The following is a 20,593-nucleotide window of genomic DNA, read 5'->3' as shown; positions in this document are numbered from 1 at the left end:
TTGTACTTTGTGGAAGTGTAGATTGAAGCGCATTCTTATGTGGTGGTAACTTTTGTCATTTCTCGAAAAAAAAAATACCATGAATCTATTTTCTAAATCATTGATTTTATTGGTTGTGTTGATTTCATTCCAGCACATTATTGCTCAGACTTATCCACAGCTGGCAGGCACGTGGTATATAAACGGACAGGCGGATGCTCCATGCCTAATTACCCAAAGCCAACAGTACTTAAACTTCAGCTATTCAAGTAACCAGTCAAAAGGATATTTTACACAATCCGGCCAAATTTATGCATCTGACTGGAACGCCTATGCAAATTTGTCTACTGACGGAAACACCATCACCTGGAATAACCAAAACTGGACGCGTTATCCTACAATGAATTATGGTGACATCGGTGGCACATGGTATGTCAACGGCGATCAGGCAAATGTTGCCAGTATTAGTCAAACCGGAAAGAATCTGGAATTCAAATTTTCAAATGGGAGTTCTGCCGGATATTGGTATTCTTCCAATCAGATATTCGCTACGGCCTGGAATACTTATGCAAACGTTTCTTCTGACCTACAAACCATCACATGGGGAAATCAAACCTGGACAAGGAAACCCAACAACTCAAAACCATCAGATAGAACTCAAGAGAATAAACTGTATTGCAGATTTGAACTTTCCACCTTTTATTACGCTAGCCAGCTACTTGGTTCTGCCTGGGGAAGAAGTGCTACAGAGCCAGCCTTCCCGACACCAATTGGGATCTCTGCTATGCAAGCCCATTTACGAACAGCACTCGATGTTTTTAAAGACTATGAAAACTGTTTAAATTATGACCTTTTCAAACTACGAAAACTTGAAAGTGAATTAAGAACCATGTCTTCTGCAACGATCAGCAAGGAAATAGAAATGATTATAAAAGAATTACAGACCGCAATAAATCGGGCTGCATTTAAGTGTGACAACGGTGTTCAACCAATTGCATTATTTGTAGCAGGAGTTCATCTTGGCGCAGCGCAGGCATGGGCTTCTGCCCAACAGTGTATGCCTGTACCTATGCCCGCTCCAGTGGCCTCAGTAATTTCAGCACATTTGAATACAGCATCAACTGCGCTGGCACCTTATGCACCTTGCCTGGATGCTACGCGAGCCGATAAGTCAAAAGTTGCGGCATTCAATTTTAACAATTTCAGTAATGTACCATTAACCTCACTGAATTCAATTGAAGCACATACTTTCATTGTAGGCACTGAAACTCAACTTTTATGGGCCATTGCCTTGTCAGATTGTTGTTGTTCATGCAGTACAGGAAATTCACCAAACAATACCGGCTCAGCTTGCGATGCTACCTGCCAGGAATATTGTAAACAAAGAGGATATCGGGAAGGAAAATTTAATGGTAAAACAGTGTGTTTGCTTGGGGTAGTTTCTGACGGCAATGAACGTGGTTGCGACTGCAAATAAAAAGAAATTCCACTATACAATGTAATTAGACTGCAGGGAGATTTTTGAGCATACGCAACTCATTATTCTTTTGGATTATATTGAAAATTGAGCTTAAGTGCTCAAAAGTTGTTGGCCATGTCCAATGGTCTAATTTAAATATCTTAAATTTTTATCGAGCACAATTCAGCATTCATAGCTTCAATAAAAATGCAATTGAATGGCTAGTTAGGTCTTTGTCAAAGTGACCTATGATATAAGAATCTCAGTCAAATACTTAAATTCATACTAAATTTGATAAATTATCCGTTAAGTGTTCTTCCAAGTTTACTTAACTGATAAAAGTCAGCTTTATTTCGTAATTTTAACCCGTGAAGAGAATTTTAATAATCTTATTTAGTTTCTATCTGCTGGCTTTGTCTTCTTTGCCATGTAGGGATAAAGATGATTGTTCAATCTCGAACACAGAGCATTTGTATATCCCAATTTCAGACCATTCAGACCAGGACAGCGACCACGAGCATTGCACCCCATTCTGTGTATGTGCATGCTGTGGACATTTCTTTAGTGTTGAATATTTTAATTACCGCTTGAATATTAGGACTATAAATTACTCAAAGGACTTCCCTATTTACCGCCCTTCTTTTATCCCAGCGGTGTATCTTTCAATCTGGCAACCACCAAAAATCAGTTGTTAAATCACTAATGTTCTACCAACGTAGAACAAGTTGAAACTACTTCCGATGTTGTTACATCGAAAGTAATTATGTATTTAATTATTCAACTGATCCATCCAATGTTAGACAAAATAATTGCATTCAGCATAAATAACAAATTTATCGTTGCATTGATGACACTATTCCTCATCATTTGGGGATCGTGGAGTGCAACTCAACTGCCCATTGATGCAGTTCCCGACATCACCAACAATCAAGTGCAAATCATTACGGTTTGCCCAACCCTTGCAGGAGAAGAGGTTGAACAGTTGGTAACTTACCCTATTGAACAAAGTATTGCAAATCTTCCCGACTTGGAAGAGTTGAGAAGCATATCCCGTTTCGGGCTTTCGGTAATTACGGTTGTGTTTGACGACAAGGTGGACATCTACTTTGCTCGACAACTCATTAACGAACGGATAAAAGAAGCCGAAAGCAAAATTCCCAAAGGGATTGGAACACCCGAATTAGCACCTGTAAGCACAGGTTTGGGAGAAGTGTATCAATACATCATTCATCCGAAGTTGGGTAGTGAGAGCAAATATTCCGCTATGGATTTGCGGACAATGCATGACTGGATTGTTGCCCGCCAACTATACGGCACACCTGGAATTGCAGAGGTAAATAGCTTTGGCGGACAACTCAAGCAATATGAAGTTGCCCTAAACCCAGACAGACTAATAGCAATGGGCATCACCATCCCCGAAATTTTTACCGCTTTAGAAAAGAACAACGAAAACACAGGCGGTGCATACATAGACAAAAAGCCAAACGCCTATTTCATCCGCGGAGTGGGCTTGATTGGTTCGTTTGACGACATCAAAAACATTGTCGTAAAATCAAATCCTAATGGCATTCCAATTCTTATTAAAGACGTTGCCGAAGTGCATTTGGGTAGTGCGGTGCGTTACGGTGCTATGACTTACAACGGCGAAGTAGATGCTGTTGGTGGAGTTGTAATGATGCTGAAAGGTGCCAACAGTGCCGATGTGGTAGACCGCATTAAAGCCAAAATGCAAAACATACAGAAATCATTACCTAAAGATGTGGTGATAGAACCTTACTTAGACAGAACCGATTTGGTCAACCGTGCAATCAGCACCGTTGAAAAAAACCTCATTGAAGGTGCTTTAATTGTAATCTTCGTACTGGTTATGTTTCTAGGAAACCTTCGTGCAGGCTTGATTGTAGCTTCTGCCATTCCTCTATCCATGCTGTTTGCATTGGGTTTAATGAATGTTTTCGGGGTAAGTGCAAACTTGATGAGTTTAGGAGCAATTGACTTTGGTTTGATTGTGGACGGGGCAGTAATCATTGTAGAAGCCACCTTGCACCATTTGGGATTACGAAAATCAATCAGCAGACTATCACAAAAGGAAATGGACGAAGAAGTATTTCAATCTGCATCTAAAATCCGAAGCAGTGCAGCGTTTGGCGAAATTATTATTCTCATTGTTTACATTCCTATTCTTACCCTTATTGGTATAGAAGGTAAAATGTTCCGCCCGATGGCTCAAACCGTTGGTTTCGCTATTTTCGGTGCATTGATTTTATCGCTTACCTACATTCCAATGATGTGTGCAGCGTTTTTACCTAAAACCATTTCCCACAAACTTAACTTTAGCGATAGAATTATGAATTTCTTTCAACGGATTTACGCACCGCTTTTAGAAAAAGCCATTCGTTTCAAAAAAGTAATTGTGGTTGCAACTGTTGCCGCATTTGCATTTTCTGTTTTCCTGTTTTCAAAAATGGGTGGAGAATTTATTCCAACATTACAGGAAGGTGATTTTGCTTTTCACTGTATTTTGCCACAGGGCACATCACTTTCCCAAAGTCTGGAAACTTCTATGCAAGCATCCCGACTAATCAAAGAATTTGACGAGGTAAAAATGGTGGTTGGTAAAACAGGAGCAGCAGAAGTCCCTACAGACCCAATGCCACCCGAAGCAACCGACATGATGATAATTCTAAAATCACCCGATGATTGGAAACGAAATATTTCCTATGATGAGTTAGCAGAGGAAATTGAAGAAAAATTGAATACAATCCCCGGAGTCTTCTTTGAAAAAAATCAACCCATACAAATGAGGTTTAATGAACTTATGACAGGCATTCGCCAAGATGTAGCCGTTAAAATTTTTGGAGAAAACATGGACACACTGTTAAGCTACGCCAACAAAGTAAACACTGTTGTACAAAGTGTAAACGGTGCAACCGAACCAAGCGTTGAAAGGGTTGCAGGCCTTCCTCAAATTGTAATCAAATACAATCGTTCGCAAATTGCCAATTATGGTTTGAACATTGAGGACATCAATCATATTGTTTCTACTTCGTTTGCCGGTGGAAGCGCAGGGGTTGTATATGAAAACGAACGTAAATTTGAATTAGTCGTTCGCCTTGACAGCACCCATCGCAATAACATTGACGATGTAAGTCATCTGTATATCCCCACTGCCAACGGCGCACAAATACCATTGTCTCAAGTTGCCGAAATAAAAATGGAGTTAGGTCCTGCACAAATAAGCCGGGAGGATGGAAAACGCAGAATTGTTGTAGGGTTCAATATTAAAGGCAGAGATGTTGCCAGCGTAGTTACAGATATTCAAAAGGAACTAGACGAAAAAGTAAAATTACCCGAAGGATATTACTACACTTACGGTGGAACTTTTGAAAACCTGCAAGCCGCATCCAAACGTTTGATGATTGCCTTACCTGTTGCATTAGCGCTCATTTTTATGTTGCTCTATTTTACGTTTAGTTCAGTAAAACAGGCAACGCTAATATATACTGCAATTCCAATGAGTGCAATTGGTGGTGTTTTCGCGTTACTCATTCGTGATATGCCATTCAGCATTTCGGCAGGTATTGGTTTTATAGCCTTGTTTGGTGTCGCGGTTTTAAACGGAATTGTGTTGATTGGAACTTTCAACCAATTAGAGAAAGACGGTATGCGCGACATCTTAGAACGCATAAAAGAAGGAACTAAAATCCGTTTAAGACCCGTGCTGATGACCGCAACCGTTGCATCATTTGGATTTTTACCAATGGCCCTGTCACATGGGGCGGGGGCAGAAGTTCAAAAACCATTGGCAACCGTTGTAATAGGAGGACTCATCACCGCTACCTTCTTAACGTTGTTCGTTTTGCCTTTGCTTTATGTGATGTTTTCGAAAATCAGAAAACCGATGCGCAAAGTTTCAGCCTCAGCTCTTATAGCCTTTGCCTTACTTTCATCCAATATTTCTTATGCTCAACCGGTAACAACAAAAACCATATCAGTTGAAGATGCAATCAGCATAGCATTGAAAAATAATTTAGAAATTCAATCACAAAAACTCAATGTGCAATCCTCCGCAACGATGAAAAAATCAGTCTTTGAACTACCGAAAACAAATGTCAATTTTCAGTTTGGACAATACAACAGTATAAATCAAGATAAGGCATTTCAAGTATCACAAAATATTCCTTTCCCCACTTATTTTTCAGCCAAATCAGATTTATATAAAGCAGAACTGGTAAGTAGCGAATTGAAGCAGGAAGCCACAGCAATAGAGATAAAAGCACAGGTGCGATATTGGTATGATCAGCTGCAGTATTTGCAAAATATAAAAACGCAATTGCAATCTTTAGACAGTATGTATAATGATTTTGTAAGCGCTGCAGCTTTGCGATACAACACAGGCGCAACCAATTTATTAGAGAAAACAACAGTCGAAACCAAACGGGGACAAATTTCACTTTTACTCAAACAAAATGAAACCGACTTTGCAATGGCCTACAATTCTTTAAAAACGTACATGAATACAAGTGAAGAATTTATAATTGACAATGGCAAAAACTATCAACCGCTCGCATTAATGAGTTCGTTTGACACAACGTCCATGGGCAATAATGCATCCCTGAAAGTATTGTATCAGCAAGCCATAATTGCCGCACAAAACAAAAAATTAGAAAATGCTTCAACGCTTCCTGATGTCAATGTCGGCTATTTCAATCAGTCTTTAATTGGAGTTCAAACAATTAACGGAGCAGAGGTAAATTTTGAAAGCAGCAAACGATTTCAGGGTTTCAATGTCGGTATAAGTATTCCGATTACGTTCGTAAGCAATTCAGCAAAATTAAAATCACTTGATTTCAAACAACAAGCCTTGCAAAAAGAAGCCGAAAACGGAAAAATCAAATTACAAAACCAATTGCAAAACGCATTTTATCAATACAATCAGCACTTGTCGCAATACAATTATTATAAATTAACTGCTTTGCCCAATGCCGACATCATTATCAGTACTGCAAAAGTAGGTTTCAAAAGTGGCGAAATAGGTTACATTGAATACTTACAGGCGTTGCAAACCGCTACCGATGTGCAGTTAAATTATCTGCAAACCATCAATCAAATCAATCAATCAATTATCAACATCAATTTTATACTTAACAAATAATAATTCAGAGAAATGAAAAATTTATTCTTCATATTAGCATCTACAACTTCAATAATATTTACATCCTGCAACAGTAATAAAAATGAAACGCACCAGGAAGAAACTGAACACCATGACGAACATGAAAACGCCAACACGGCAATGCTTACTGCTGAGCAAATGAAATCTATAAAAATAGAGTTGGGCAGTATTGAAAAAAAACAATTAACCGCTTCACTCAAAGCCAACGGAATTTTGAAAGTACCAAATCAAAACAAGGCAAATGCAACTGCTTCATTGGGTGGAGTTATCAAAACTATTTTAGTGCAAACTGGTAATTACATAAGGAAAGGACAAACCATTGCCACCATTTCAAACAATTCTTTCATCACCATGCAAGAAGAGTATTTAAGTGTTTCATCAAAAGCAGAATTGGCGCAATTAGAATTTGCCAGACAAAAGGAATTGCAACAAGGAAATGCAGGAGCACTTAAAAACTTTCAGATAGCCGATGCAGAGCTTAAAACCTTAAAAGCACGAAAAGCAAGTTTACAAAAACAATTAGAGTTAATCGGTATTAAAACAGCTTCACTTACAAGCGAAACCATCCAGCCAATTACCAACATCATCAGTCCAATAAATGGTACCATAAGCAATGTAATGGTAAACATTGGCAGCTATGTAGATGCCAATAACCCCATTGCCGAAATAGTGGACAACAGCAAACTGCATTTGGATTTGTATGTGTATGAAAAAGATTTGCAAAAACTCAAAGTTGGGCAAACCATACATTTTACACTCACAAACAATCCGGGTAAAGAATACGATGCAGACGTATATGCTATCAGCAATACTTTTGAACCGAACACCAAAGCCGTTGCCGTTCATGCAATGGTAAAAGGAAACAAGCAGGGTTTGATAGACGGAATGAGTATTACGGCACTGGTAAGTTTAGAAAACGCAACAGTGGACGCCGTGCCAACCAACGCCATTGTAAGCCACGAAGGGCAGGATTATATTTTTATTGTAACCGATGCGCACAAGGAAGTAGAACATCATTCGGAAAATGAAACAACAGAACACAAACACGATGAACACGGACACGATGAATACGGACACGACCATACCGAAAAATTAGAACCTCAACACTCCGAAGAAGGCACAACCTTTGAAAAAATAACTATCCGAAAAGGCACAACCGATGTGGGTTACAGCGAAATTACTTTGTTGAAAGAAATTCCGGGAAGAAGTCAGGTTGTGGTAAATGGCGCCTTTTTCATTTTGGCAAAAATGAATAATAAAGGTGAGGGACATGCTCATTAAGTTTTATTAAAATGAATTCAATACTCCAATGAAAACTAACAAATTAACATTCAGTTAAACAATCAAATTTGAAGCTGTAAATGCTGTTATAATGCAGCATTTACAGCATAATTTTAAAAATATATAAAGGGAAATGTATCCTCATTAAAGTATTTCCCTTTGTACTTTTCCTTTTAAATACTATCAGGATTGGCCCTATTATTCAACAAATGGAAATTCTTGTAAATTTTAACAAACAAACAACTTATCAGAATGTTACTTAATGTTCTTAGAATCTTTATCTTCGTAGTTAAAAATTAAATCACATTTAATATCATTTAAAATGAAAAAGTCAATCTTTGTAATCATGCTTTTAGCTTCATCCATTTTCGCACATGCTCAAAAAGCAAACAAGCAAACTATAGTTATCAAAACACAAATTTCTTGCAACCATTGTCTACAATGTGGCAGTTGTGGAGCAAACATTAGAGAACATATCACAGTAAACAAAGGCATTAAAAAGGTTGCAATTAACCCAAGGAAAAACACTATTACGGTAACCTTTGATGCCAATAAGGTCACACCCGAAATAATCAAAGATTCAATTCTAAAAGCGGGATATGATGCGGATGAACAAAAAGCACCGGCACATGCTGTAAATGCCCTTGATGGTTGTTGTAAAAATAAATCCAACAACTAATACAATGAAATTACCACTAAGTGACAACAAATTCATATTTCTACTTTCCTCCATCACTATAGTAGTTGTTTTAGAAGTTTTATCCATCATCGGCATAGAAATACCAATGCCTTATGCGCCCTTTGTTTTCGCGGCATTTATTCTTGGCATTGGTAACCGTGTCGTATGGAATGGCTTGAAAGCCGCCACAAAACTAAATTTCAGCAACATCAACCTTCTGATGCTAATTGCAGTCATTGGAGCTTTTTATCTCAAGGAATTTCCTGAAGCTGCTGTATTAGTAGTGCTATTTGTCTTAGGAGAACGCTTGGAAGAAATTGGAATTGCAAATAGTAAATCTGCATTAGAAGAATTAGTGAGTAAAGCGCCCAAGACCGCTTTTGTAAAAGCTGAAAATGCAAATGTGGCTATTGACAAAATTCCCGTCGGCACCATTATTCAAGTCAAAGCAGGAGAAATGATACCATTGGACGGAAAAATTATATCAGGTGAAACCATTGTTGATGAAGCCGCCATAACTGGCGAACCAATTTCAAAAGACAAACACCCGGGTGATAATTTATTTGCTGGAACCCTGAACAAAAATGGTTTTATAGAAATGGTGACAACTAAACTTTCTATTGATACCACATTCTCAAAAATAATTCGTCTTACCTTTGAAGCCCAAGCCAACAAAAGTGAAACACAAAAATTTATTCAGCTATTTTCAAAGTATTACACACCGTCCATTATTGGGTTGGCGATATTAGTTTTTGCCATTCCTGTATACACCATGCAATTAGATTTTAACCATTGGTTGCAACAGGCCATTACACTTTTAGTGATCGCTTGTCCATGTGCACTGGTCATATCTACACCCGTTGCCATTTACGCAGCAATAGGAAACGCCTCCTCAAAAGGGGCCTTGATAAAAGGTGGAAAATATTTGGAAGCAATGGCAAACATCAAAGCAATTGCATTAGACAAAACAAGAACCATCACTTTTGGCAACCCGATTGTTTCAGATATTTTTCCTTTGAACGGAACAAGCCGTGAAGAACTTTTGGCTTGTACCGCAGGAGCGGAAATATTCAGCGAACATCCATTGGCACAAGCCATTGTAGATACAAGTATTAAAGAAGGTTTTGAACCACACAAAGCCGAAGCGTTTAAAAGCATAATGGGAAAAGGAGCAACCGCCAAATGTTTAGTGTGTGAAGACGAAACAATTTATGTAGGTAAATTAGATTTTATTAAGGAATATCTACATACAGATGAAGAAACCGAAGAAATTGTTAAACAACTATCAGCACAAGGTAAAACAAGTGTTGTAGTAAGTTTCGGAAGTGGAGTTGCAGGTGTTATTGGTTTGATGGATGAAATAAAACCCGACAGTCAAGCAGCTCTAAAAGAATTAATATCCCTAAACATTGATCCTATAATGCTCACTGGCGACCACGAAAACGCAGCAAATTTTGTAGCAGAAAAAGTAGGCATCAAAAATATATTCGGAAATATGTTACCCGAAAACAAAGCCGACAAAATAAAGGATCTTTTGCTGCAATACAAAAAGGTTGCAATGGTCGGAGATGGAATAAACGATGCACCTGCATTGGCACAAAGCACCGTAGGAATTGCAATGGGTGCTGCAGGAAGCGACACCGCCATAGAAACTGCAAACATTGCATTGATGAACGACAAACTTTCACTCATACCTTTTCTCATTCGGTTAAGTCAGAAAACAGTGCAAAGAATAAAGTTTAATACTATTGGAGCCATTGCGGTAAAAATAATTTTCATCTTTTTGGCATTTTTGGGATACAGCAATTTGGTTATTGCAATCACAGCTGATGTGGGAGTTACACTAATTGTTATCTTGTCCAGTTTGAATTTAATGGAATACAGAGAAGTAAATTGAAAAAAATACAAATTTGAAACTTTTTTTGATTATTTATTAGTCATACTTTTTGAAAATCAAATTAATATACCTTATGTTAAAATTCTAACCTTTACAAATTTTGATAGATTAACTGGGATAGTGATTTTTTCATGATTAATGAATTATTTAGCTAATTCCAGAGGTTATTTTTACAAATAAGTTAATCTAAGGCAAACTCCCACAAAACTACTTCATCCCTTCCGTTTCTGTCGAAAACAGTATTCTGCAAAAAAGGTATGACTATAGAGGGTGTTGAGACATTACAGGATGCCCATTGGAATAGCAATCTGCTAATAAAAATTAATAATTAGTGAACCAGATGTCGGTACCCCAATAATATTTCTTGGGTTAATAGACAAATTTCAGGATAGAAACGCCAAAAGTCTATACTAGGCTTAGCTTTGAAGCAATTGAAAGGTTATGAATAAAAAAAGTGCTTTTATTGCTCAGGCTCAATTGTCAGGAAAAATGGGTTTAAAAATGGTAAGCAACAGTATAAATGTTATACCTGCCGAAAGTACTTCTTGGGAGGAGTTCGTTTAGAAAGCTCACGATTGTGGTAAGAATTTGTTGAGGGAAAACAGAATTATATCCAGTTAGCTGCCAAATATGGATGTTCGATACGTACGATTCAGCGCAAGCTTGATGCATACGTGGTTTCATTTACAGCTCCTAAGGCTAGAGAAGTCATAGTTTTAATGGATACGACCTATTGGGGGAAAGGCTTTGGAGTAATGCTCTTTAAGGATTCCATTAGTGGACAAAATTTGCTCAAGTACTATGTGAAGTATGAAACCAATGCAGTATATCAGCAGGGAATAAATGAACTTAAAGATAAGGGATTTGCGATACTAGCGATTGTTTGTGATGGGCGTAAAGGGTTGACACAATCTTTCCATGAAATACCAGTACAAATGTGTCAATTTCATCAAGCAGCTAACTTACGCAGATACTAGACAAAAAGGCCAAAGTTACAATCTGTACGAGAGCTTATGGAAGTGGCAGATTTAATGAAGCAAACAGACAAAGAATCATTCATGGGTGCATTACAAATGTGGTTTGATAAATGGCAATGGTTCTTAGATGAGCGCAGCACAAACTCCGCTACAGGCAAAACATTTTATACCCATAAAAGACTGCGCAGCGCAGCACGAAGCTTGAAAAATAATCTTCCTTGGCTTTTTACATGGTATGACAAAATTGAAATTGGTATACCTAATACAACAAACTCAATTGACGGACATTTTGCTGAGTTAAAAAACAAACTATGCAATCACAATGGGCTCTCTGAAAATCGCAAACGTAAGTTTATTAATGAGTTTTTAAAGGTATGACGACCTCTAAAAATATCAATGGGCTGCGCACTAAACACAACCCATTGCTTGACATTTTTGTCGGTCACTTACTTTATCACTGGCATGTTGCTCTCCAGCAGAGCACGCTTCCGTTTAAATAAGTTTTGCAAAGAAAACGCATAAAACCATGCGAACCTTAAATTGCCAAAAATAAACAGCCTGAAATTTGTCTATTAGAGACCAACATCTATTTTTTATCCTGAAAAATGTCTATTACTCCATTTTCTTAAAAAAAAGTAATGCCAGGTGCCTAAGTGCATAATCCGAAATAAAGTGAACCACTAAATCCAGAGTGTATAAAATTCGTCAAATATTATCTGACTACTTTTTAATCGCCTTAGTGTTTTTATCCAAAACAGCCAATCTTTTGCGAAATAGGTAAAAGTATTTTAGTTAATGCACATGCCTTTGTCCTATTGCACCTTTAAGGATAAATTCACTGCTGATTAAGTATGCGCCTTCCGTAACCACTATTTCACCTTCTTTTAAGCCAGATACAATTTCAATCCAAAATTTATTTTCTGTGCCTGTTTTAACCATGCGTTGTTCAAATGTGTTGTCGTGTGACAATACCCAAACGGTTTTCATTTTCTCCAACAATACGGCTGATTTCGGAACGGCTAAAACAGGTTTTGAATTTTGTTTTGGACTTACATAAACCATCATGCCCGGAATGAGTTTGCTTTTTGCGTTATCAATTCTAAGGCGCAACAATTGCACTTTGCGACCATCTTCCACACTTGGATTGCTGAACACAAGCCGACCTGTGTAAACTTCATCGTGATAGGTTTCGGAAAAAACCAGAAAGGAACTACTACCGTTTATTTTTTGTATTTCATTGGAGTAAACCTGGGCATCAATCCAAACCTGATTTAATTCGGTTAATTTGGTAAGCAGAGTTCCAGCTTCTACATACGCCCCTTCTTTTACAAGAATTTCGGTAACATAACCTTCGGTTTGTGCATAAAAGATAATTTGAGGTGAAGCGGATTTATTTTTTCCTAATTCATCAATTTGTTTTTCTGAAAGCCCCCATAGCTGTAATTTGTTTTTGGATGCTGAAAGCATATCTTCCAACAATTTAATTTCAGTAGTGTTGCTCTTTCGTTTTTCAGAAAGTGTGAGAAATTCATTTTCATCTGCAAATAGTTGTTCGCTGTAAATGGCGTAAACGGGATTTCCTTTTCTGATGTATTCTCCTGATGTTTTGATGTAGAGTTTGTCTATTCTGCCTTTGACTCGGCTGCTAATGGTTGTTACCTGTTCTTCGTCAATGGCAACTGTTCCTAAAATGGTTGAAGCGGTAACAATGGTTTGAAATTTTACCGTGTCGGTTTTTATACCTGCTAATTGCTGTTGTCGTTTTTCAATAGTGATAAAATTGCCTTCTTGTTTTGTGTGTTCCCTGTGTTGTTTTTCCACTTTGATTAAAGACATATTACACACTGGGCAAGAACCCGTGCTGTTGCTTTTTACGGTTGGGTGCATGGGGCATGTATAGTATGTTCCACTATCATGCCCTGCGTGTTGACCATTTTTGCTTTTGCAAGCTGCCAATACGAGAAGAATAGCTATTGAAAGGTAAAATATTTTTTGAATCATGTCAGTTTCTGTTTAAAAATGTTTCGCTGTCGGTTAATGTTCCTGCGTGTAAAGCAATTTCTTCATTAGGGGTAAGACCGTTTACTATGGTGATAGTTGCGTTGCTTACTGCGCCTGTGGTAACTTTTCGCAATTCAAAAATTCCTGTTCCCTTTTTAGTAGTTCCTGTTTTTACCCAAACAAAGGCATTTAAGCCTGTGCGATAAACTGCTGATGTTGGGATTTGTAAACCCGTTTTTATTTCAAGTGGAAATTCGGCCTGAACGAGTGAATTTATTTTCAAAGCAGCTTTCGGATTGGGCAATTCAATTCTTACCCTGACGAAGCGTTGTTGTTTTTCTTCAAATGTTTTTTCCGTTAGTAATATTTTTCCCTTGAAATTTTTATTGGAAAATAATTCTGATACGACATTGATTAGTATGTTTGGTTGAACAGATGAATGAAATTCAGAGGGAATTGATATGATTGCCCAAACGGTTTGTAAATTGTTTATACTGAAAAGTGTTTCTCCCTTATTGATATACATGCCTTCTCTGATTTGCACACCTGCCGAACCCGATGTTTGTGTAACAGAAGTATTTGCCTTCATGCCCATGTTATTCATAGATGTTTGCTGCTTTGCTTCTGTACCTGTATTGGATTGCGATTCGGAATTAAATAGAATGTAGCCACTTGTTGGGCTGTAAACAGAAATGGATTGTGCAAATGTACCTTTATTTTCCAACTGAGAAATTTGTTGTTCGGTAATTCCCAACAGCTCTAATTTTTTACGCGATTGTTCAATAAGCGATTTTCCTATTTCGGTTTTCAGTAGAAACAAATGATGCTCCTGAATGGTGTTTAGTTCAGGGCTGTAGAGTTCCAAAATTTTGTCGCCTTGATTCACGAACTGCAAGTTATATTTCACAAAAAGTTTTTCAATTCTTCCACCAAACCGTGCTGATACATCTTGATTTCGGTTGCGGTCATAATCAATAAAACCTTGTGCTTTTATAAATTGCGACTCATTTGCAGTTTGCAGTTTAACGGTTGCCTGACGGGATAATACCTGTTTGTTGGGTGAAACCGTTTGCACTAATTCTTCCGCCACTAGCTCCAATGTCATTTTGCAAACGGGGCATTTGCCGGGCTGCGGATAGGTTTTTTCGCCTTCGCAACGCATAGAGCAGATGTAATCGCCTTCATCCTGAATATGATTTTCATGCCCCTGTTCGCTGTGTTCTTTTTTGCACGATAAAAAAACTGACACCAGAAGCAAAAAGAGGATGACGTTTAGTTCACTATTTAATTTCCATCTCGTATTCATATTCAGCTTCTAATTTTAAGATGTTTAACAACTTGTCATACGATTCTAATTTTTTCATCAACAACATTTCCCACGCATCCAACAACACAAAAAAATCGCCTGTGTTTTGCTTGAAGGCAAGTAAATTGGCTTGCAGGTTGTTTTCGTAAGCTGGAATGATATTTTTGATGAAACTCTGATACTGGGCGCTTTCGTAATTGAGCATGGTATTTTTTTCGGCCGACATTTTTTTTGCCATTAGTTGCATGGTTTGCTTTTCCTGTTCCATTGATTGAATTTGAAAGCCGATGGATTTTGTCTCGGAGCGATACATTTTTGAAGCCCAAGGCACCATGGGAAATGTCATCATACCCATGACCGACCATTGATTTGGCATACCGAACATCTGCATGTGTTCGGCACGAACACCAAAGTCGGGGCGCACACCAATTTTCATAATTTTCTGTTCCAACTTCATTGAATGAATGTAATTGTTGAGTGCAGTAATGTCGCTACGGTTTAAAACATTTGTTGTGTCGACAAAGGTGAATGAATAATTAATCGGTACTATGAGCGTATCAATCTTAAAGATTGTGTTCACATCTCGCACCAAGAGAATGTTTAAACCGATGTTGCTTTCAGCAATTGCTCCTTCAAGCATTAGCAGCATATTATTTAGTTCTGCCAAACGGGCTTTGGCTTTGTAAATGGTTTGCAGTTGGGACTGGTTGCTACTGAATTTGGCTTCTGTTGCTGAAATGAGCAATTGGAGAATTTCTTCGCTTTCTTTCAGAATGATTTGTTTTTTCTCGGTTATATAGCGGTTGTAATACAAGATTTTTGCTTCACGCCTCAGTTCGTTTTTTGTCCATTCGCTTTTTGATTTTTCGATTTCAGTCAGCGAGTTGATATAACTTTTCTTAGCCTTCAGCTTGCTTTTGTTGGGGATCATTTGTTCAATGGAAAGAGCAACTCCCGCCTGGTTCATTGGGTCGTTTTTTTCTTTGAGCATGGAAAAGTCGTAAGGGAAGCGCATGATTCCAGTAGAAAAAGTGGGCGGCATCCATGAATTTGCGCCGTCTGCCCTTGCCTGAATAGACTGCATGCTGTATTGATACTGAATAATGGACGGGTAATTGGTTTCCACCCGCTGCAACAGTTTTTCCAATGAAATGTGGGTGGTGTCCTGCGCCTTTAAATGTACCGTATGAAGACACAGCAGGGGTATAATCATTATTAATTTTTTCATTTACTTAATTTTGAATTCATCGAATTTCACTTTTCGTCATTGAACACTGATTTGAATAATTCACTTATATCAATTCTGTTACTCTCATGTGAAATGGTGTTGGATGTAATCACCATTTCAGCTCCGGCATTTAATAAGTCCCGGTAGGCATTGCCTGCAAATATGGCATGAATACCAATGCAAACAGGTGCGTTCATTCCAGCATTTTTCAGATGACGAACCGTCTCAATCATTGTTCGGGCAGTGGAAATAATATCATCCACCAAAACGGGTTTATGATTCATATATTGGTCTATTTGAGGAATTGAAACCTTCACGTTTTTGTCACCATGCCTAACTTTTTCTAATATGATATAAGCGGCATGTGCATTATTGGCTACCTCAGAAACCCACTGCTCGCTTTCACTGTCAGGGCCAATCAATAACGGATTTTGAATATTGTTCTTTATCCATTCTGATATTTGATTTGCTGCCTGAACTACAGTAGCAGGAACCGAATATATTTCAGATAAAGTGCTATACCTGTGCAAGTGCGGGTCAACTGTGGTGATAGTTTCTGCAAAGTTTGAAATGAACGAAGCAAAGTATTTTGAAGTAATTCCCTCTCCTGAATGAAATTGCTTATCCTGTCGCATATATGCCAGATAGGGAGCAATAAGGCAAGTGCATTTAGCCCCAAGCTCCATAGCAGTATTAGATAGAAAGTATAAGGGCAAGAGTTTTGTATCTGGGTGGTCTAAAGTGCAAACCATGACAACCTTTTTTCCCTTCACATCTGAATGAATGCGGATATAAGTTTCACCATCCGGGAAATTGCGAATAGTTGCTTCGCCTTTACTGACATTATATCGCTTTGCCATTGTGTCAACCATGGATTCATTCCCCGGCAACGCAAATAGTATTATTTCGTGTTTTTTCATTTTATCCGTATAATATTGTTTTGAGTTTTATAATAGTTCAGGGCATAGTTTAATTCTCCCTGAGCTTCTGCATATATGGTGAACAGAACATCCCCATTATTAATCTGCTTACCTAAATGAGAATGAAACAAAATACCTGCTTTATGCGATTTTGGAGCACCTGACAGCTTAGCTATTTTTGCTAATTTTCTGCAATCAATTTCATTGACAATCCCGCTTTGTACTGCTAAAACATCCAAACTGAATGCAGCAAATTCAGGCTCGGTAAAACGCCCTTGTGCTTCACAAATGGAAATCAATTTTTTATAGGCACTTCCATTTTCCAGTATTTTTATTGCTTTGCTAATGCCTTTACCTTTTTCAACATTTTCAGATAATTCTAATAGCTCCCCCGCAAGTAGTAAAGCTCTTTGTTTTAAATCTTCTGGTGCATTGTTTTCATTTCGCAGAACGCTTAACACATCCATAGCCTCTAATGCCGGGCCAATTCCCTTGCCAACTGGTTGTGAACCATTAGTAATCACGCATTTTACATGAAGACCTATGACATCAGCCACGTCTTCAAAGTATGATATTAATTTGTAGGCATTTTCTTTTGTTCTGACTTTTGCAGTTGAACCCACCGGAATGTCAATAACCACATGTGTAGCACCAGCCGCTTTTTTCTTTGAAAGAACTGAAGCAATCATCTGCCCTTCGCTGTCAATATCCAGTGCTTTTTCAACAGAAATAAGAACATCGTCAGCAGGACTTAGACTAACCGAACCACCCCAAACCAAACATCCGTTTTCCTTGCTTACTACTTCTTTCATTTGATCAATTGAAAGTTCTACGTTGGTCATCACTTCCATTGTATCTGCCGTTCCTGCCGGGGATGTAATGGCACGGGAAGAAGTTTTAGGAATAGTCAGACCTGCTGCTGCAACAATGCTTATTACAATAGGAGTTGTCCGGTTACCCGGCAAACCGCCAATGCAATGCTTATCAAAAATGAGTTGATTGTTCCATTCTAAATTTTTACCGGAACGAACCATTGCACTGGTAAGACCTTTTATTTCATTTAAGGAAAGATGATTGCCAGACGTAGCAGTAATAAATGCGGCGAGTTCTATGTTGGAATATTGTCCTGTTGAAATATCGTAAATAATTTGGTTCAGTTCAGCCTCGTTTAATTCGTTTCCATACATTTTTGACCTTACCAATCCCATAGATGCGATGGGTTGCAAGTGAGATACCATAATAGAATCCCCATCACTTACGCCTAATCTCTGTGCAGCCACTATTGAAAGTCCGGCTTCTCCATGTTTCAACAGTTCATTGTAAACAACATTAAGTGTAGCAATGATACTCTCATTGCCAAAATGCACTACAACTCGTGTAAGGGCTGTAAATCCTTCTGAAAGACATACATTGCAGTCCGAACGCATATAGATGATGTTTTCCCTGTAGGTGTCTATACCAAGTTTTTTTATCGTTAGTGCCTTATGATTATGCATACTTTCAACCGATTAAATTTGTATGGTTTCGTTCAATTGGGGAATATTAGCAATCCACCCAAAGATTTCTTTTACTTTTTCCTGTAATCCTTTTGCCCCATCCGCCTCACTATGGACAATGAATATTCTATCGGGCTTGGATTTCAGTTTGCTCATCCAGTCAATCAATCCATTTTGGTCTGCATGACCAGACAAGCCTTCAATATTTTCAATGTGTGCTTTAACAGAATAAAATTTACCTCTCATTTTGATTTCTTTTGCTCCTTCCAGCAATGCCCTTCCTCTTGTTCCTTCCGCCTGAAAACCTACCAACAGGATGGTTGCATTTTCATCACCTAAGTATTTTTCAAAATAAGTAAGCACTCTGCCCCCAGCCGCCATTCCGCTACCTGCTATAATTATCTTAGGTGTTTTGTCTTCTGCAAGATCATAAGTTTCATCTACACTTTTAATCCGCCTGATGGTATTGCACATTTCTGAACATTCATCAGTGGATAGTTTATGCCATTCGGTATCATGATGAAATACCTCTAACACATTTCTTCCCATAGGGCTATCCATATAAACAGGGATGTCGGGAATTTTATGGGTCTTTTTTAACTGCCAGAAAAGATACATGAGCAATTGAGTCCTCTCTACCGCAAAACTCGGTATGATGATAGTTCCGCTTCTTGCTACGCAACAATTGATGAGTTTTTCCAAGCTGTTGCTGGCAGGTTCTGCAGGATGAAGGCGATTGCCATACGTAGCTTCAATAAATAGAATGTCTGCTTTCTCAGGTTTTTCGGGGGGATATAAAAGAGGGTCTATTTCTCTGCCAATATCACCGCTAAAGACCAATGTTTTATCACCAACTTGCAATTCAATAAATGTAGCACCAATGATATGTCCGTTATATCGAAAGCGGTATCGGATATGCTCGTTAATGTCTATCCATTCATTGAGTAGTTGCTTTTGAAAAAGCGGTAAAGTATTTTCCACTTCCGGCAAGCCATAAAGCGGCAAAGCGGGTTTGTGCTTTGAGTAGCGGAATTTGTTAGCTCTTATGGCATCTTCTTCCTGAATTTTTGCGCTGTCTTTTAAAATTATTTCAGCAATCTGTATAGTTGGGGAGGTTCCGTTGATTGTTCCCTCAAAACCATGTTTCACTAATAATGGAAGGTAACCTGTATGGTCTAAGTGGGCGTGTGTTAATAAGACTATATCAATAGTCTTTGCTGAAACAGCCAATGGCTGCCAATTGAGTTGCCGGAGCTCTTTTAAACCCTGAAACAAACCGCAGTCGATCAGTATTTTTTTACTGAATGCTGTAATAAGGAATTTTGAACCAGTTACCGTCCCTGAAGCGCCTAAGAATTGGATTTTGATAATGCTCATAAAATTTGATTAATTTATCTTAATTATTTTATTTCTTTGACTTTATCATTTACGATACAATAATTTGTCCTGGAAACTTTAAGTGCATGGATTTCAACTTTTCCTTTATTACTGATGCAACCAAATAGTCTCTATACCATTTGTCGTCAGAAGGTATTATTACCCAGGGGACTTGATTGCATCGTTTTATGATGCTTTCATATACTGCCGTATAATCATTCCATTTTTCTGATGACTTTTTATCCTCTTCTGAATATTTCCATTTTTTAAGAGGGTCCTTTAGCCGTTCTACTATCCTACTTTTTTGTTCTTCGGGGCTGATGTGCAGATAAAATTTGATTATTTCTGTGCCGTTTTCTATAAGGTGCTCTTCAAAAGCATTGATAAAGTCGTATCGCTTATCTATTTTACTTTTTGACAACGATTTCTGGATGGTTGGAACAATAATATCTTCATAATATGAGCGATTGAAAATATGTATCATTCCATTTTCAGGCAGTTTTTGGTAAATACGCCACATATAATCATGTTCACGCTCCTTGTCGCATGGTGCTATAAATGAGCTAGCATGAACACCCAAGGGATTAACGCAATTAAAAACCTTGCGTATTACACCATCTTTTCCTGACGTATCAATACCTTGAAATATAATTAACAGACTTTTGGAATGAGCTGCATAAAACATATGTTGTAGGGAATAAATATCCCGTTGTAAGTTCAGAAACTCACTTTTTGTTTTTTTCTTTTTCACCTCTTTCGGGGAGGAGGTTTTAATTTCGCTAATCTTCAAATTTTTCATGTTTTTGATTTCGGATAT

The 20,593-nt window shown here is 38.0% G+C and carries 12 protein-coding genes and 1 pseudogene; 6 read left to right on the top strand and 7 right to left on the bottom strand.

Translation table 11 applies throughout. The annotated features are described in order from the left end of the window. Positions 1–79 precede the first annotated feature (79 nt). The 6 genes and pseudogenes from IPJ83_09135 to IPJ83_09110 all read left to right on the top strand — a co-directional run bounded on the left by IPJ83_09135 (position 80) and on the right by IPJ83_09110 (position 11,826). Positions 80–1,456 (top strand): hypothetical protein, encoded by a 1,377-nt coding sequence (locus IPJ83_09135; protein MBK7880699.1) that lies wholly within the window; start codon positions 80–82, stop codon positions 1,454–1,456. A 775-nt stretch (positions 1,457–2,231) separates the two neighbouring features. Continuing rightward, a complete protein-coding gene (locus IPJ83_09130; GenBank protein MBK7880698.1) occupies positions 2,232–6,593 on the top strand; it encodes a CusA/CzcA family heavy metal efflux RND transporter in 4,362 nt (1,453 codons plus the stop codon). A 12-nt stretch (positions 6,594–6,605) separates the two neighbouring features. After that, complete coding sequence (locus tag IPJ83_09125; GenBank protein ID MBK7880697.1) at positions 6,606–7,895, top strand: efflux RND transporter periplasmic adaptor subunit; 1,290 nt, start codon at positions 6,606–6,608, stop codon at positions 7,893–7,895. A gap of 322 nt (positions 7,896–8,217) precedes the next feature. Then, complete coding sequence (locus IPJ83_09120; GenBank protein MBK7880696.1) at positions 8,218–8,574, top strand: heavy-metal-associated domain-containing protein; 357 nt, start codon at positions 8,218–8,220, stop codon at positions 8,572–8,574. 4 nt (positions 8,575–8,578) lie between these two features. Then, entirely contained in the window at positions 8,579–10,471 is a 1,893-nt protein-coding gene (locus IPJ83_09115; protein MBK7880695.1) for a cation-translocating P-type ATPase, read from the top strand. A gap of 611 nt (positions 10,472–11,082) precedes the next feature. After that, positions 11,083–11,826, top strand: a pseudogene (locus IPJ83_09110) (transposase). A gap of 414 nt (positions 11,827–12,240) precedes the next feature. Here IPJ83_09110 and IPJ83_09105 read toward each other — a convergent pair. From IPJ83_09105 to IPJ83_09075, 7 genes are read right to left on the bottom strand one after another with little or no spacing between them, the layout of a single operon-like run. Further along, positions 12,241–13,449: an efflux RND transporter periplasmic adaptor subunit gene (locus IPJ83_09105; protein MBK7880694.1), complete on the bottom strand. Its 1,209-nt coding sequence runs from the start codon at positions 13,447–13,449 to the stop codon at positions 12,241–12,243. 1 nt (position 13,450) lies between these two features. Further along, entirely contained in the window at positions 13,451–14,755 is a 1,305-nt protein-coding gene (locus tag IPJ83_09100; protein ID MBK7880693.1) for an efflux RND transporter periplasmic adaptor subunit, read from the bottom strand. After that, a complete protein-coding gene (locus IPJ83_09095; GenBank protein ID MBK7880692.1) occupies positions 14,730–15,983 on the bottom strand; it encodes a TolC family protein in 1,254 nt (417 codons plus the stop codon). Before IPJ83_09095 ends, IPJ83_09100 begins: the two co-directional genes overlap by 26 nt. A gap of 26 nt (positions 15,984–16,009) precedes the next feature. Further along, entirely contained in the window at positions 16,010–16,903 is an 894-nt protein-coding gene (locus IPJ83_09090; protein MBK7880691.1) for a ribose-phosphate pyrophosphokinase, read from the bottom strand. After that, positions 16,900–18,399, bottom strand: coding sequence for a thymidine phosphorylase family protein (locus IPJ83_09085; protein MBK7880690.1), 1,500 nt, complete (start codon positions 18,397–18,399; stop codon positions 16,900–16,902). The genes IPJ83_09090 and IPJ83_09085 overlap by 4 nt, the downstream gene beginning before the upstream one ends. A 12-nt stretch (positions 18,400–18,411) precedes the next feature. After that, positions 18,412–19,776, bottom strand: coding sequence for an MBL fold metallo-hydrolase (locus tag IPJ83_09080; protein MBK7880689.1), 1,365 nt, complete (start codon positions 19,774–19,776; stop codon positions 18,412–18,414). A gap of 49 nt (positions 19,777–19,825) precedes the next feature. Further along, positions 19,826–20,575 carry a polyphosphate kinase gene (locus IPJ83_09075; protein MBK7880688.1) on the bottom strand — a complete coding sequence of 250 codons (750 nt, stop codon included), beginning with the start codon at positions 20,573–20,575 and terminating at the stop codon, positions 19,826–19,828. Positions 20,576–20,593 lie beyond the last annotated feature (18 nt).

This window comes from Candidatus Vicinibacter proximus (assembly GCA_016713905.1).
GTDB classification, from domain to species: domain Bacteria; phylum Bacteroidota; class Bacteroidia; order Chitinophagales; family Saprospiraceae; genus Vicinibacter; species Vicinibacter proximus.
Note: the sequence above shows the minus strand (reverse complement) of the source record. Positions and strands in the feature narration are given on the sequence as shown.